Annotated in this window: 11 protein-coding genes; 9 read left to right on the top strand and 2 right to left on the bottom strand. The window is 48.8% G+C overall.

Annotated features, from left to right (window positions below; all coding sequences use genetic code 11):
- Positions 1-401: 401 nt before the first annotated feature.
- The 4 genes from JMI88_RS31570 to JMI88_RS31555 all read left to right on the top strand — a co-directional run bounded on the left by JMI88_RS31570 (position 402) and on the right by JMI88_RS31555 (position 6133).
- Positions 402-602: a hypothetical protein gene (locus JMI88_RS31570; RefSeq protein ID WP_201366028.1), complete on the top strand. Its 201-nt coding sequence runs from the start codon at positions 402-404 to the stop codon at positions 600-602.
- Between the two features lie 465 nt (positions 603-1067).
- Positions 1068-2594, top strand: coding sequence for a M6 family metallopeptidase (locus JMI88_RS31565; protein ID WP_201366027.1), 1527 nt, complete (start codon positions 1068-1070; stop codon positions 2592-2594).
- A 413-nt stretch (positions 2595-3007) separates the two neighbouring features.
- A complete protein-coding gene (locus JMI88_RS31560; protein ID WP_201366026.1) occupies positions 3008-5443 on the top strand; it encodes a phosphoketolase family protein in 2436 nt (811 codons plus the stop codon).
- Positions 5444-5710: 267 nt separating this feature from the next.
- Positions 5711-6133: a PPOX class F420-dependent oxidoreductase gene (locus JMI88_RS31555; protein ID WP_201366025.1), complete on the top strand. Its 423-nt coding sequence runs from the start codon at positions 5711-5713 to the stop codon at positions 6131-6133.
- 105 nt (positions 6134-6238) lie between these two features.
- Here the strand turns inward: JMI88_RS31555 and JMI88_RS31550 are convergent, their stop codons facing one another.
- A complete protein-coding gene (locus JMI88_RS31550) occupies positions 6239-8593 on the bottom strand; it encodes a glycoside hydrolase (RefSeq protein ID WP_201366024.1) in 2355 nt (784 codons plus the stop codon).
- A gap of 442 nt (positions 8594-9035) precedes the next feature.
- On the opposite strand from JMI88_RS31550, the gene JMI88_RS31545 reads away from it, so the two are divergent.
- From JMI88_RS31545 to JMI88_RS31525, 5 genes are all read left to right on the top strand, one after another.
- A complete protein-coding gene (locus tag JMI88_RS31545; RefSeq protein WP_201366023.1) occupies positions 9036-9950 on the top strand; it encodes a 2-deoxy-5-keto-D-gluconate 6-phosphate aldolase domain-containing protein in 915 nt (304 codons plus the stop codon).
- A 262-nt stretch (positions 9951-10212) separates the two neighbouring features.
- Positions 10213-10491, top strand: coding sequence for a MoaD/ThiS family protein (locus tag JMI88_RS31540; protein WP_201366022.1), 279 nt, complete (start codon positions 10213-10215; stop codon positions 10489-10491).
- Between the two features lie 33 nt (positions 10492-10524).
- Positions 10525-11625: a WD40/YVTN/BNR-like repeat-containing protein gene (locus tag JMI88_RS31535; RefSeq protein ID WP_201366021.1), complete on the top strand. Its 1101-nt coding sequence runs from the start codon at positions 10525-10527 to the stop codon at positions 11623-11625.
- Positions 11626-11891: 266 nt separating this feature from the next.
- Positions 11892-13136 carry a sensor histidine kinase gene (locus JMI88_RS31530; protein WP_201366020.1) on the top strand — a complete coding sequence of 415 codons (1245 nt, stop codon included), beginning with the start codon at positions 11892-11894 and terminating at the stop codon, positions 13134-13136.
- Positions 13137-13382: 246 nt separating this feature from the next.
- Entirely contained in the window at positions 13383-14264 is an 882-nt protein-coding gene (locus JMI88_RS31525; protein WP_201366019.1) for a tyrosine-type recombinase/integrase, read from the top strand.
- A gap of 40 nt (positions 14265-14304) precedes the next feature.
- On the opposite strand, the gene clpB is transcribed toward JMI88_RS31525, so the two are convergent.
- Entirely contained in the window at positions 14305-16920 is a 2616-nt protein-coding gene (gene clpB, locus JMI88_RS31520; protein WP_201366018.1) for an ATP-dependent chaperone ClpB, read from the bottom strand.
- Positions 16921-16934: the final 14 nt, after the last annotated feature.

Raw genomic sequence — 16934 nt, 5'->3', positions numbered from 1 at the left:
TGACATAGAGTGTACATATTCAAGTCGACTTGAAGTCAACATTATTCTATCTACGGCAGTCTTGATGCATTTCGTCGTCGATTTTATGACCTTTGGCACACAGAATATAACTGGTAGCCTTTTCTGAACGCTCCTCCTCTTTACCTTCTGAGCCCTTGCTGTGCTTGTGCTGCTAATGCAGGTACGGAAGTGGAACCTTAATGGAGCAGTGCATGGAGTGCAACGACCAAGAAACGTCATCAGCCAATCTGATAGCCACCGATTAGATCGTTTCATATAGTGAAATATTATAAAGAGTTTTTGTGAGGCGTGTCATATTCTGCCTAAGACTAGCTACGTATACTATGCGCAGATGAACATTGCTTATAGTCCTAGTGACTTTCAACAAGGAGAATGACCTGATGAAGAAAAGACAGTATGATCACGAGCAAGGCATGGAAAAGTTCAATTTTCCTGCGATCGAGCTAACGGAAGAACAATTGGAGCAGGTAAATGGAGGTCTCAACCCCCAACCTTTACCTCCACGTGAGCTAGGCTCATTCAAGCTGAGGGATAACATGCTTCGGCGGAGGATCATTGCTATCGGTGGCTATCGAGAGTAAAACGATTTTTACTAGCTGCCCCATCTGTACAAGATGGGGCAGCTATTTTTTGTTTACGTTTTTACATGAGCACGGGCATGGCTATAAACTGAGTGGGAAGAACTATATTTACAGTTAATGATCGTTGCGCTAGATGAGAACTGTTAAAATCCACATATCTATTCCGCATGGTTTTATTAGAAAAGATTAGAAATTGTGGTTCATGCTGAACTCAGCCCTTTAGGATGGTGATTTTTTGGCTAATACCATATATAATTTCCGATAGAGGAAGAGTTATGGTTTATGCCGTTATGAAGTATAGCCAGCTATTTCTCGCTCGTCACCCATCTGCATGTTGTGCTTCCTGTCTGCTGCCAACAACAGGGGCAAAAAAAGAACCTATAGCAAATGTCGCACATAGTTGTCGGCAGACGTATGTGCCGGCATTATATGGTTCAAACGTGACTGCGAAAAGGAAAGGATGCTATGTCGCAACCACATGTACGTCTACGCATACTCTTCGTTGTTCTCTTTGTTTTCTTATTTAGCCTGGGCACGATTCTCTTTGTGCCGCAATCGTCACTCCTTCATGTTGCCCATGCCTCGACTACTTACAATGTTCTTTTTGATAATGCGCATGCTGAGACAGCTGGTAATGCCGACTGGATTATCAGTACCAGCCAGCCAGATCCACTGACTCAGAATCCAAATCCTCAAGTGGAAACCGATTGGACTGGCGGGATAAGCGCCTGGGGCGTTGCGTTGCAGAAGACTGGCCGTTATAGCCTGAAAACAAATACCAGTGCAATTACCTATGGCAATAGCAGCAATCCACAAGACCTGAGCCACTTCAATGCCTTTGTGCTCCCCGAGCCGAATACACTATTTACTAGTAGCGAGAAGACCGCCATTCTGAACTTTGTGAACAATGGTGGTGGATTATTTATGATTGCTGACCATACTGGTAGCGACCGCAACAACGATGGTTATGACTCGCTCAAGATTTTCAACGACCTGATGAATAACAACGGGGTCAAGAGCGATGTGTTTGGCATTCAGTTTGATTCCCTGAACATCGCTTCCGAAAATCCCAGCAACGATACCCCCAACGGTGATCCTCTCTTGAATGGACCCTTTGGTACGGCCCAGGGAAGCATTATTCGTAACGGCACCACTGAAACCTTGAATAAAACTGATAATCCTGCTGCCCACGGTATTATTTACCGCAACAGCTACTCGAATACCGGCACAACTGGAGTCTTTTTCTCTGGTAGCTCCTATGGCAATGGCCGTGTACTGGCTATGGGTGATAGCTCAGCAATTGACGATGGCACCTGCTCTTCTGGAAATACCTGCTATAATGGCTGGAACGATCCAGCGGGACAGGATAATATCCTTTTCCCCAACGGGACTGAATGGCTAGCTTCTGGTAGCTCGGGTCCCGCACCGACGCCAACGCCACAACCCACTAATACGCCAACGCCAACACCGCAGCCCACTACTACCCCAACTCCGACACCACAGCCTACTATTACACCGACGCCAACTCCAACTGGTAACTTGCTCCAGAATGGTGGCTTTGAGAATGGCAGTGCGCCCTGGGTAGAGAGCTCAAGCGGAGGATATGAAATAGTTGATAACTCAAATCCTCATACAGGCTCCTGGGAAGCATACTTATGTGGCTATAACAATTGTCAGGACACGATATACCAGACGGTGACGATACCGGCCAGCAGCACATCGGCTACCCTAAGCTATTACTGGTATGTCACCACAACCGAAACCACACATTCCTATGATTTTCTTTCGATTCAAATTCGTAACACGAGTGGAACTGTCCTGAGTACGGTGCAAAAGTTGAGTGATGGTAGCACGACGAATCAATGGCAGAGCTCCTCATTCGATATTAGCTCCTACAAAGGACAGACGGTAGAGGTCACATTTGCAGGCACCAATGGCAGCAAGAATCCCACATCTTTCTATGTGGATGATGTAGCTGTCGCTACCAATTAACAATAAGCTCATATAGCTCTACATGTGTAGAGTTATATGACAACAGGATCAGAGTGTGTCTGAAACCTGTCACGATGGGAAGCAAAGCGCCCCCGTACGGGCGGGCGCATGCGCGCCCGAGCTATTTTTATGCGTTGGTGCACCATTCGCGCTTTGCGCGAATGGTGCACCAACGCATAAAAGACCTATTGAGCGCCGCAGGCGCGTAGCGTCAGGGGCCGCAGGCGCGACCATATAGACATCCACGTTTTTGATTGTTTCTCTTTTTTCACTCTATTTCGTATAAACACCAGGAGGGTTTCCTCCTGGTCCCTGACAGTTAAACCCGAGCGGATGTTGTGAAGATAGATAGGAAAAGGTTTTACGCAAGAGATATAAAACCTTTTTTATTGTTAAGAAAGAGAAACGGGGCTATGGCGAAACAGTTAATTAACGATACCTCTACTATAAAGTCGATTGAGGCCGCGAATATTCGTAAGAGACATGCCGATAAATTAGATGCTATTGCTCGTTACCGCCGTTTTACTAATTACCTGGCTGCAGCGCAGATATATTTGAGAGATAATGTTCTGCTTGAGCAGCCTTTGAAGCCTGAGCATATCAAAGATCGTTTGCTGGGCCACTGGGGAACGAGCCCGGGCATCAATCTCGTATACGCCCATTTAAATCGGCTGATTATGCAGCATGATTTAGATATGTTTTTAGTGACCGGGCCGGGCCATGGAGCGCCAGCCAATCTTGCCAATCTCTATCTCGAAGGTTCGCTCCATGATTTCTATCCAAATCTCACCTTTGATAAACAGGGACTGCATAACCTCATTCGCAGTTTTTCCTGGCCTGGTGGCTTCCCCAGCCATCTCTATCCAGGCGTCCCTGGCACGATTCACGAAGGTGGAGAGCTTGGATATGCACTGGCCACAGCCTTCGGCGCGGCCATGGATAATCCAGACCTTATTGTCGCCTGTATTGTAGGCGATGGTGAAGCCGAGACAGGCCCGACCGCCACTGCCTGGCATAGCTATAAGTTCCTTAATCCGGCCGAATCGGGCGCCGTACTACCAATTCTGCACCTGAACGGATATAAAATTTCTAATCCAACCATCTATGGCACCATGACTGATGAGGAGCTTATCAGCCTCTTCACTGGCTATGGATACAAGATCCAATTTGTTGAAGGTGATGAGAACGATGACCTCGACGCGCAAATGTATGCCGCGCTGGATTGGGCCTACGAGGAAATCCGATCCATTCAGCAAGCGGCACGCCAGGGAAAGCCGCAGGTCAAGCCCCGCTGGCCGTTGATTATCATGCGAACCCCCAAGGGGATGACGGCGATTAAAGAGTTAGATGGAGAACCGATTGTTGGCTCCTATCGCTCCCACCAGGTACCAATCGAGGATCCAAAGACGAATCCTGAACATCTGGCTTTACTGGAACAATGGTTGCGCTCCTACCATATTGAAGAGCTTGTTACGGATGAAGGGCGACCAAAAACAGAGATCTTAGAGCAATGTCCGACCGGCGATCGCCGCATGGGGAAGAATCCACATACGTATGGTGGGAAGATCATGAAGGACCTGGACCTGCCTCCGATTACCGATTTTGCGGTGAAAGTGGATCGTGGCATGCCATCTCGTCGTGGTGGTACTAATGTCAGCAGTATGGAACAGGTTGCCCTCTACCTGCGCGAGGTAATTCGCCGTAACCCTCACCTTTTCCGCATCTTTAGTCCTGATGAATTACAGTCAAATAAGCTGGGCGCGGTACTGGATGTGAAGCCGCGCGAATACGAATGGCCCGTGCCTCCACATAATGAAAAGGTGGCCGCACAGGGTGGACAGGTGATTGAAGTTCTCAGTGAACACGATTGCCAGGCCTGGTTACAGGGCTATATCCTTACTGGCCGTCATGGCCTGTTTCCAACCTATGAAGCGTTCTTAAATATTATTGTTTCGATGGCGGACCAGTTCTCCAAATTCCTGAAGGTTTCCGGCGAATTTCCCTGGCGCCTCCCTGTGCCATCGCTCAATTACCTGGAAACCTCAACCTTATGGCGGCAGGAGCATAACGGCTTCTCCCATCAGAATCCAGGCTTTATCAACTCCGTGCTGAATAAAAAAGCTTCGGTGGCCCGTGTCTACCTGCCGCCTGATGCTAACTGTCTTGTCTGTACAATGGATCATTGTCTACAGAGCACTGGTAAAGTTAATCTTATAATTGCCAACAAGCAGCGCATGCCACAATGGCTCTCGATGGACGAAGCGATCGCCCACTGCCGGGCCGGCGCGTCAATCTGGTCCTGGGCTAGCACAGATGAAGGCGTTGATCCCGATGTCGTCCTGGTTGGCATTGGCGACAACACAACGCTGGAAGTATTAGCGGCCGCACAGATCTTGCGCGATGAACTGCCCGAGATAAGGGTGCGCGTCGTCAATGTGACAGATTTGTTTGTGCTCCAGCATGAATCGGCTCACCCTCACGGCTTGAAGCAGGATATGTTCGAGGCGCTTTTTACCTCTGATCGTCCTGTGATTATCAATTTTCATGGTTATCCATCGGCGGCGCAACAATTGTTGTTTGGCCGCCACAATATTGATCGCTTGATCATCAATGGCTATCGTGAGGAAGGAACAACAACGACGCCATTTGATATGAATGTGCGCAATGGCACCAGTCGCTATGACCTGGTGGTTCAAGCTATTCGTAACGCCGCTGTCCGGAATCCCCGTGTCGCTGCGCGTGCTAATAGTTTGATAAGCCAGTATGAATATCGACTGGCCGATCACCGTAATTACATTCAAGCCTACGGCTCGGATCCAAAAGAGATCGTAGAATGGAAGTGGCACTAAATCTTTTGTAAGCAAGCAGCAGGCCGGGGCTCTCTGAGCTCCGGTTTTTCGCATCAAGATACATTTGAATATCGTTACAGATCTTTTGCTGCAGGTGCTGTCGATTTGCGCACAATGAGTCTGGGTGGAAGGATAAGATGGGCTACTTCTTAAAAAAAAGAGCTAAAAAGCTCTACATGCATTTCCTCTCTAGAGGTTATATACAGAAACGAGACGCTAAATTTTTTCGTGTTAACATAGAGTGCATTTTGAAGAAAGGGAGAAGCTATGGCGCATCTTACTGAGGAGCAGCGTGCCTTTCTTTCCAGAGGCACATATACAGGAAAACTGGCCACGGCGCGTGAAGATGGGCGAGCACATGTCGTACCCATCTGGTTTGTATTAGATAACGATACTATTGTTTTTGAAACGGGTGCACAATCTGTCAAGGCGAAAAACATGCGACGCGTGGGAAGAGCGAGCTTATGTGTTGATGATGAGCAGCGTCCATACGCATACCTGACTGTGGAAGGACCCGTCGACCTTCAGGAAGATCCCAAGGATCTCTTAGATTGGTCGACGCGCATCGCCGCTCGCTATGTTGGCGATAATGACGCGGCGAAGTATGGAAAATTGAACGCCCAGCCGGGGTCCGTCATTGCGCGCATGACGCCGGAAAAAATCCTTTTTGAGCCGCGCATCACTGATTAATCGGCTGCAATAACAACGACACGGCCGCCTGGAGAGCAAATGAATCTCCAGGCGGCCGTGTCGTTGTTATTTACTCTATCACATACAGACGAAGATGGTCATGTTTCAGGTGAGGCTAACGTCGTCGATGGTGGCCCAGCCATTGATGGAGTGCGCATAGTACCATACCTTGATGCTTTGCCCCGCCGTAGCAGTGAAGGTGGTTGTGTAGAGCTGATAGCCGACATTACCGGTAACATTGAGATTTCTTACCTGCGTGCCATTGACGTCGGCTCCAAATTGCACATTGCCAATGTTATTGGCGGCATAAGCCGACAGCGTGTAGGTGCGTGAGGCCGGCGCCGTAATGATCTGGACAAGGCCGACATCACTTGAAGAGGTTGGGTGCAGGTACGCATCATAGGTGCCGGTGTGCGGATAGTTGGTCTCGATGCCAGCCAATGATGGATGAAGTTCTCCATACCATGGTGACAGGCTGCCGCTTTCAAAACCTGCATTGGAGAGCAGATTTGTCGCTGCGGGAGGATCGATTTCTACCCGATCGAGCGCTGGCCAGGTGTTGCTGCTCTGTGGATTTTTACGGCCCGTGACCGTAACTTTGAGCGTATGCGTTCCTGTGGAGAGCAGCGGACTTTCCCACATCAGCTGATTGCCAGCACGGTGGGCGGCGTAGAAATCCACTTCCATGGCTGTTCCACCATCGATCGAGATCGTGGCGATACCCTCATTGGTATCTTTCACCCCAAAGAGGCGGATGCGTGAGCCGTTAAACTGCACGCTGGCCGTAGCTCCGGCCGTGCCGCTCCAGCTATTGCTACCATTGTATAGACCCGATGTATCGTTGCCACAGCCACCCGTACAATGCCCCCAGTTAGCGGAATAGTTAAACTGATTGAGCCCCGTACCCTGCACAGAATCATCCACTTCAGTGGCTGCCCCTGCGCCGGTATAGGTAACATTATGAATTACAAAGGTCGTGATAGATTGTGCTGGCAGCGCACTGGTAAAAGCATTATTGCTAACGGTGACGTTCGCAAGCTGGGCCAGATTCTGGCTGGCTGTTGTCTGGTAAGGGGTTGCCGTGCTCCCTACGCCGTTAAAGTTGGAAAGGTTATAGGTAACGTTCGTGCTATTGGATGAGCTATTGGTGGAGACGAGGACCAGCGTATTCGAACCTGCGTCATATGCGCTAAAGGTATTGCTATCGCTATTCTCGATCATCTTATAGCCTGGACGAACAAACTTACTGTAGTTACCCATGGTATAATAGCGGGAAGGGTAGATAATATTGCCATTGCTATCGGTGCTGGCCAGTCCCCATAAATCACTGGTTGAACCACCGTTGCCCGAGCCGCTCGATGAAAAATAGTTATCGGCGGCCTGCCAGATGACCCAGGAGGATGGATGCAGGTGTTGTTCATCAGTGAGAATCTCTTGCGATAAGGTGATGCCAGCGGCAATCGGACTGCTCTGCGTTCCTGTTCCCCACTCCGACATCCATAGCTGCTTATTGCCGGCCTGGCCGATGTTGTTATAAGCGTAGTCACGATCACTATTGCTGCCGCCATAGGTGTGCGTATTATATTGCACCACATAAGCTTTCGCACTGCTATCATAGGAATTGTAGTCATTATTGGATCGATCAACGGAGGTATCATCGGGCGCGGCCACCTGCGAATAGGCCGACACTCCAGTCTGGTCTAGTTTTGCGCCCAGCTTATTTACAAGCGTATTTTGCGTGCCGGTAGAAATGTTGGTGCCTTCTTGATTACCATTATAGTTCCAATAACCTGGAGTTGGCTCGTTAAACGGCTCGATTGTCTGGAGCGGCATACCCCAGGTATCATGAAAATGCTGGGCAATCGTGGACAAATAGCTGGTAAAATCATCGTAATGGCTGCTGCTGAGATTCTCTGCGTTCCCGTTGGCGCCAGATGTACAACTATTGCTGGTCATCCAGGCCGGAGGCGAATTGACAAAGCCCTCAAAGATATTTGCTCCTCGGCTCTGTGCCGCCTGCAGTACCCAGCGCTGATTGGCGTCCTGGGTCCAGTCATAGTTACCATTGGTTGGCTCATAAGTGGGAATATTAGTATAAATACCGGCTTTGCCGCTGGCAATAGAATTATGGCAAACATTGCCAGGACCATCGGCGCCAAAGTTATAGCGCAGAACATTGAGTCCGATGCCGGCATTAGGATCAAATAGCTTATCGGCGAGCGGTACACGCTGGCTATCATTCAAGCTACCCGCCCAGTTGGCCCACCAGGCCATGCTCGTGCCCCAGCCTTGAATAGTTTGAAATTGCTGACTTGGATACACAGTCACACTATAGTCTGCGTACGCCTTCTGCCCATTGTCTACGAACACCAGTGTTCCTGCTGCAATAATGGATGCCAGTACTACCAACCGTGCCAGCACCTGGACACGCCGTTTTCCATTATGACCTACCATTGTCATATATACTCCTTTGCATGTAAGCACAAGTATACGTCCGTACCACAGCATACGAATATATCTGCCAGCCTGACGAAAGATGCAGAAAACTTGAGAAAAGAATACAATTCTAAATTGATATTATCTCGTTAGACAATATTTTTGAAACTGTAGTCTTATAAGTTTCCGCCAGGAGTGCAATATTATAAATTGTAACATGAAGAGCACAATCCTTCCAGATGTATGTATACAGTTCATCATAGGGGACCCATATAGCGGGGAAACTTTTTTTGTCTGCCAGACGTTCCCGATGTGATGTGCTATTATGTTGCCTCTTCCCTGATCCTGAGGATAGCAACGTTACGAGCGCGTGTGGCACTGACTACCGGATAGCGTGAAACGTTACGTAGGAAACATTCTATCGTGTCTGAGAAAAGTTATTGGGATAACGAAAGGGACAGATAAAATGGTCACAGGATACACGAAACCACTCTATATCTTACCGTTTGATCATCGTGCCTCATACATTAAAGGCCTGTTTAATTGGAAGGAGCCATTGAATGTTGAGCAAGCAGAGATAGTGGCAGAAAGTAAACAGGTGATCTATGAGGGCTTCAAGAAAGCGCGTGTTCCCAAAGATGCTGCAGGTATCCTTGTCGATGAGCACTATGGCATTCGCATTTTACGTGATGCCGTTCAACATGGCATAATCACAGCCGTTTCTGTAGAGAAAAGCGGCCAGGAGGAATTTGATTTCGAGTATGGCGATGATTTTGCTCTCCATATTGAAGCTATCAATCCCACCTTTGCCAAGGTGCTGGTACGCTACAATCCTGAAGGGGATCGTGCCATGAATCACCGCCAGGCCCAGCGCCTCAAACGGCTCTCAGATTACCTGCAACAGACGCAGCGACTATTCATGTTTGAGCTCCTTGTACCTGCAGAGGAGCAACAACTCGAGTCGCTCGATAACGACAAAGACGCCTATGACACTCAACTGCGTCCGAAGCTAATGGTGCAAGCCGTGCAGGAACTGCAAAACGCCGGCGTTGAGCCCGATGTATGGAAGATTGAAGGATTGGACACCCGGGCAGACTGCGAAAAAATGGTCGAAGCTGCGCGCAGAAATAACCGCAACAATGTAGGCCTGATTGTGCTGGGGCGAGGCGCAAGTCGAGATCGTGTTGTGCACTGGCTGCAAACCGCCGCCAGCGTGCCCGGCTTCATCGGTTTTGCCGTTGGTCGTACCAGTTTCTGGGCCTCCGTCGTCGCCTTTGAGAAGAAGCAACTTTCCATGGAGCAGGCGGCAGAGCAGATCGCGAAAAACTTTGAAGAATGGTGCCAGGTCTTCGAAACCGGGAAACACGCCGTTGCACCTTAATCTACAACGCAATAAAGCAACCAGATTTATAAGTACAGGAAGCATTTCAGACAAATGCTTCCTGTTTTACTATGTAGCTGACAAAATACTATGGAACTTAACTTTTGAAATCCGGATTCGTCTCCTTTTAAGGACATGCAGATCAAAAGAGCAAGATGGAAGAAGTTTTTCTAGCTCTCCACGCTTATACTGTCATTTAGAAATTCATCATACTATTTCCGACCGCTTTGGAGCGCTATAAATATGTAAGAGGTCAATGGTTATGCCAACCGCTCAAGTGATTCTCCCGCCGATGTTGCGCGAGAGAACCAATCAGCAGGCTCGCCTGGATGTAGAGGGGACAACGATTCGCGACATTATTGAGAATATGGAACACCAATTTCCCGGCCTTCGTTTCCATCTCTGCTACGAAACTGGTGAGCTACGCTCATATGTCAATATCTTTATTGACCAGGCCAACATTCGTTATCTACAAGGTCTTGATACGCCCGTCACCGCGGGAGTACGCATTCGCGTTATTCCTTCGGTTGCTGGAGGTTGATCACTGCTACAATTTCGTAAAGGAGCACGAGTAATGACGCAACGGAAAAGGTATCCCTCGGGTACAGTTGTGCTGACGGTTGGGACGAAACGAGGACTCTTCCTACTCTCTTCGCCTGATCGGGTGCATTGGACGGTTGAGAACACAACGCTTAATGGCCGTATTTTTTATGCTGTTTTTGATCCACGCGCTGACTATCGGCTCTTCGCCGCTGACAATGGCGATTTCTTCGGCTCTTTTGTGCGTTATAGCGATGATTTTGGTCAGACCTGGCAGGAGCCGCGCCGGGGTATTCAGTTCGCGCCTGACAGCAGCCTGAGCCTGAAAAACATCTGGTATATTGAGCCCGGGCGTCCCCAGGAGCCTGACGTCGTCTACGCTGGTACTGATCCAGCGTGCCTCTGGATCAGTACAAATAGTGGCGAGACCTGGGAGCCGAATGCTGGTCTGCTCGAACATCCTACTCGTGAGCGCTGGGAGCCTGGTGCAGGTGGTCTTTGCCTGCATTCCATCGTGGCCGATCCAACCAACCCTGAGCGCATGTGGGTGGGGATATCCGCCGTCGGCTGCCTGCGCACCGATGATGGTGGCAAAAGTTGGAAGTTCGCGAATAAGAATACACGCGCCGATTTTCAGCCCGATCGCTATCCAGAGTTCGGTCAATGCATCCATCGCTTACTGCAGCATCCCAAAGAGCCGAATGTGCTGTATCAACAGAATCACTGCGGCCTGTACAAAAGCCTGAATGCCGGTGATGACTGGATTGACGTGCACAGTAACCTATCCTCTGATTTTGGTTTTCCACTTGCCCTCGATCAGCATCATCCCGAAACGCTCTATGCTATCGTTGAAGGAGAGGGACGCCACAATATCAGCGAACAGTTTACAGTCTATCGCACCCAGAATGCGGGTGAGGAATGGGAAGCGCTAACGCGTGGGCTGCCTGGTGGACCAAATGTGCGCCTGGGAGTGTTACGTCATGCCATGTGTACAGATGAGCTCGACCCCTGTGGCGTCTATGTCGGCACTAATACAGGCCAACTGTTCGCCAGCAATGATCGAGGCGACCGCTGGCAACTGATCGCCGACTATCTTCCCACCATCTACTCCGTCAGCGCGACCTATCTACCCTGACAACTTTCCTAAAAACCTGTCTTATCCGCCACAGCGAACGTTGAAACGCCTGCGCTGTGGCGTTTTAGCGGGCCGAAGAATCATCGAGAAAGAGATTTTGCCGGGATCGCTTTTTGCTCTGTATGAGCGCCTGGCTGTTGGCATTTTCCAGCGTCTTAGTTTTCACATGTCGCATATGATAACAACAGTTTGTTCTATGGGGGTACAATGAATAGTATGGCATAGATGCATGTATGGATGAGATGTTTAAGGAAAAGGCAAAGGCGATGAACCAATTCCAAGGCCCGAAGCATAATAAGTATCCCTTATCTTATCGGTCTATTAAGGTCCCGCTCCCAGCATGGCGCCATCCTTGCTATGGGTATATCATTACTATTCCGCTTGCATGTCTGATCTTGCTTGTTGCGTATATGGTGTGGCAAAAACATGTTCCTATTACTCCAACATATGTCAATACCCTATTGTTGCTGATTGTGACGATTGCCGCCGCTGTCTGGGGTGTTGGCCCTTCTCTCTGTTTGCTTCTGGTTGGGAGCGGTCTTATTCTCGATTTGTTTTTTCAGCCGTTTCTGCTTGGCAAATTGTTTCCTCAAATGGCTTTCAGTGTATTGGATTTTGATGAGTTGCTATCAGTAGTGTTTTTTATGCTGACTGGTATTATGATAAGTAGCATAGTCTATCAACGTGAACAGGCTCGCATCCATGCACAGGAACAAGAAAACATCAGCAAAGAGTCTCAGCACCAGCTCGAAGAATTTATTGGAATTATTTGCCACGAATTGAAGACGCCTCTGACCGGTATTCAAGGAAATATCCAGTTTGCGCGCAGAAAAATTCAGAAATATTTGCTTTCTGCACCAGAAATTGCTCATCTTCATCCACAGATAATGTCGCTGCTCAAAACACTTAGCTATGCCGAACGATCAGCTGTATTAGAGACACGGCTGGTTGATGATCTCTTAGATGCATCACGTATTCAACGCAATACCTTACATCTGGAACGAACATGCTGTAATCTTGTTGATTGTATCGACCACGCAATCGAACGCTTTGAAGGAATGAGGTCCAGACACCGCATTGTCTGGAATCGTCCTTCTGATTCAATATTGGTATATGGAGATCCTGATCGCCTGGAACAAGTTGTCTCGAATTATCTTTCCAATGCATTCAAGTATGCCAGAGGATCAACGCCTGTTGTCATCACTCTGACAACTAACGAAAACTCTGTTCGCGTAGCAGTGAAGGATGAGGGACCAGGTCTTTCGCAGGAGGAGCAACAACGTATCTGGAAACGTTTCTATCGTGCTTCGCCTGGTACGGCACCAAATGATGATGAAGAGGATGATGAGACACCTCATGTTGGATTGGGCATTGGTTTATCCCTTTGCCTGGCAATTGTGGAACAACATGGGGGACAGGTGGGGGTCGAGAGTACTCCAGGAAAGGGATCTATGTTCTGGTTTACCCTTCCGCTAAGTGATTGTCAAATACCTGATGCTTTAGACAATTAAAGATGGGAGAGCACTATGTCGCTATATTTTTGCTCCAAATCCTTTTTTTAACTTGTGTAGAATTTCAGGTGTATCATCAGCAATGATAATAGCTGGTTTATTCATCATTGACCTCCAACGTCAGCAGCGCAAGGGCTTCAGGAGACACTGACGATGGTTCATTTTGAGCGCGGGTAATGCTAATGCGCCTTGGTCGGTTGGCTTCACTTCGCAGCTTTGCGCTATTTTGAGTAGAAGGAATGAGCCATGTCATGGTCGTCGCTCCCAGGAGAGAATGTGCTTGTAGAAACTCATACCTTACTGGATCAGTACAAGCAGTTTCTTGCTGGGAAAGCCGAAGGAACAACCGAGGCCTATTTGCGCACAGTGCGTCATTTTATTGCATGGCTGGTACAGAGACTTGGAGATCAAGGACATTTTCAGCCAGCATTATTGACCAAACCTGCGGTTGAGGAGTATTTACGCCACCTGGAGCAAGATGGGCTAAGTATCAACCATCGTATACGTGTGAAATCAACCATTAGTAATTTCTCGCAATTCTTGATTGAAGAAAAAGGGGTGTTGCAACGCAACCCCACCCGTGGTGTCGACCTTCCTCCAGCACCACCTGTGATCCCTTCGCACCTCTCAAATGAGCAACGCTCAATTCTCTGTTCATTAGTTGCTCAAGAAAACGATTATCGGGGAACAGCTCTCTTTGCTTTAGGCTATTGGGCCGGCTGTCGTGTAAGTGATGTTTCCTGGTTGCAAATGATGCATGTTCATATAGATACCAGGTCTGGTTATCTCCATGTTGGTTACAAAGGGAGTAAATGGCGAGATATCGATCTTTTAGAAGAAGCGAGGGAGCCACTTCACAACTACTTGCAAGCCACGAGCAATACTACACGAACCTATGTGTTTACGTCACAGCGCAGCGAACGACTAACAGAAGAAGGCATACATTACTGGTTTCGCGCCTTGAAAGCGCGGTCTAGTAAGGCTCAATTCTCTGTAATCCAGGAACTGACTTTCCACGATTTACGTCGCGACTTTGCTTTTCGGGCTAGAGATGCCGGGTGGTCTTTAGAAAATCTAGCGCAGTATCTTGGAGTCATCATAAACAAAGGATCAATTGCTACCTTCTAGTAGGGGGCGATGGGATGTCAGTCCCATCGCCCTTTTTTTATTAGCTTGCATAGGTGGCTTGTTGTGATGGAGCTTTTATCGCCTCTATCACAATTTTACCGTCTCTGGCATCGATCTTAATGGTGTCGCCATCGTGAATGACGCCGCTAAGAATATCTCCGGCGATACGATTTTCAATTTCTCGTTGGATGACACGTTTAAGCGAACGAGCTCCAAACTGTGGATCGTAGCCTATGTCTGCTAACAAATCCAGCGCGGCATCCGTGACCTGGAGCTCTATGTGGCGGTCAGCTAAGCGTGGTCGTAATCGATTGAGTTGAATGTTGACGATGTTCTTCATCTGCTCACGCGTGATGGGGTGGAAGACAACAATTTCATCAATACGATTGATAAACTCGGGGCGGAAGCCCTCTTCGCGCAAGCGCTGACGCACCTGGCGTTGCACCTCATCCTCACTCAACCCTTCGAGCTCCTTAAGCCAGTCTGCTCCCACATTGCTGGTCATAATGATGACGGTATTCTTGAAATCAACGGTGCGCCCCTGACCATCGGTCAAGCGGCCGTCATCGAGGAGCTGCAGCAACGTATTGAAAACTTCTGGCGCCGCTTTCTCGATCTCATCGAACAGCACAACACTATAAGGCCGACGGCGCACGGCTTCCGTGAGCTGGCCCCCTTCCTCATAGCCAACGTATCCAGGAGGAGCTCCGATCAGGCGCGACACGCTATATTTTTCCATGTACTCGGACATATCAATGCGAATAATCGCGTGTTCATCGTCAAAAAGGAATTCTGCCAGGGCGCGAGCTAGCTCCGTTTTTCCCACGCCGGTGGGTCCAAGGAAAAGGAAGCTGGCGAGTGGACGACGAGGATCTTGTAAGCCTGCGCGTGCGCGACGAATGGCATCGGAAACCGCTTTTAGAGCCAGCTCCTGGCCCACAACACGTTCTCGCAAGCGGTTCTCCATATGGACCAACTTCTCAATCTCGCCCTCCATAAGTCTAGAGACCGGAATATGCGTCCACTTGGCGACAACTTCAGCAATATCCTCAGCATCGACCTCTTCTTTAAGTAACCTCTTCTCCTTAATATTGGTCAGCTGCGCCTCTGTCTCTGTGATTTGTTGCTCCAGCTTAGGGATCGTGCCATGACGCAGTACAGCGGCCTTCTCAAAGTTATATTCACGCTCAGCTTTTTCGAGCTCAACCTGTGCCTGTTCCAGTTCTTTCGTCAGGCGCTGCATAGCCTCAACCGGTGCACGTTCACGCTCGAAGGCCAGCTCCAGTGCATCCAGCTGCTCTTGCAGTGTACTGATTTCCTGTGTGACACGGGCCAACCGTTCCTTACTGGCTTCATCCGTCTCTTTTTTGAGCGCTTCAAGTTCAACTTGCAACTGACGAATGCGTCGATCCAGCGTGTCAATTTCTGTAGGAGTACTATCCAACTCCACACGCAAGTGGCTGGCAGCCTCATCGATAAGATCAATAGCCTTATCGGGCAAGAAACGATCAGTGATGTAGCGATCAGAAAGAACAGCAGCAGCTACAATGGCGCTATCAGTAATGCGCACTCCATGATGAACCTCGTAACGTTGTTTAAGGCCGCGCAAAATACTAATAGTATCTTCAACCGAAGGTGGCTCAACGATAATTGGCTGGAAGCGGCGCTCTAAAGCTGCATCTTTTTCAATATACTTACGATACTCATCTAAGGTAGTCGCTCCGATGCAATGCAGTTCGCCACGGGCCAGCATCGGTTTAAGCATATTAGAGGCATCCATTGCCCCCTCAGCAGCACCGGCGCCAACCAGGGTATGTAACTCATCAATAAAGAGAATGATATTTCCTTCAGAGCTTGTCACCTCTTTTAGCACTGCCTTCAAACGATCCTCAAACTCACCTCGATACTTTGCACCAGCCACCAGCGCACTCAGATCCAGGGCAATGATCTGTTTATTGGCCAGATTTTTTGGCACATCGCCACGCACGATACGCAAAGCTAATCCTTCAACGATAGCCGTTTTGCCAACGCCAGGCTCTCCGATTAACACAGGATTATTTTTAGTACGCCGACTTAAGACCTGAATCACGCGTCGGATCTCTTCGTCGCGTCCAATGACTGGATCGAGCTTTCCTTGCCGGGCCAGTACGGTTAGATTGCGGCCATATTTCTCCAGTGCCTCGTACTTGCCTTCTGGATTTTGATCGGTGACACGCTGCGCACCTCTGATGGAAGTGAGGGCCTGTAGCACATTGTCTCGTGTGAGCCCTGCTGCCTGTAACACACGTGGCACTGCCCCATCTTTAATATTGAACATAGCCAGCAATAGATGCTCGACACTAAGATACTCATCATGGAAGTTATTCATTTCATGCCAGGCATCTTCCAACAATTTGCGTAGGCGAGGAGAAATACCAGGTTCACTCCCACCATAAACTTGAGGCATACGTCCTAGCTCGTCATTGATTATCTTCTGCGCTGCTTCAAGATCACCCCCTACTTTAGAAATCACTTGTTGTACCACACCACCATCTTGAGAAAGCAAAGCAGCTAGTAAATGTTCAACTTCAACCTGACTATGATTACGCTCGCGCGCAATCTGGGCCGCAGTACTTACTGCTTCCCGTGATTTATCCGTAAAATGCTCAATGTTCATTGCTCTTTCTCTAC

The sequence above is a fragment of the Dictyobacter formicarum genome, assembly GCF_016587435.1.
Note: the sequence above shows the minus strand (reverse complement) of the source record. Positions and strands in the feature narration are given on the sequence as shown.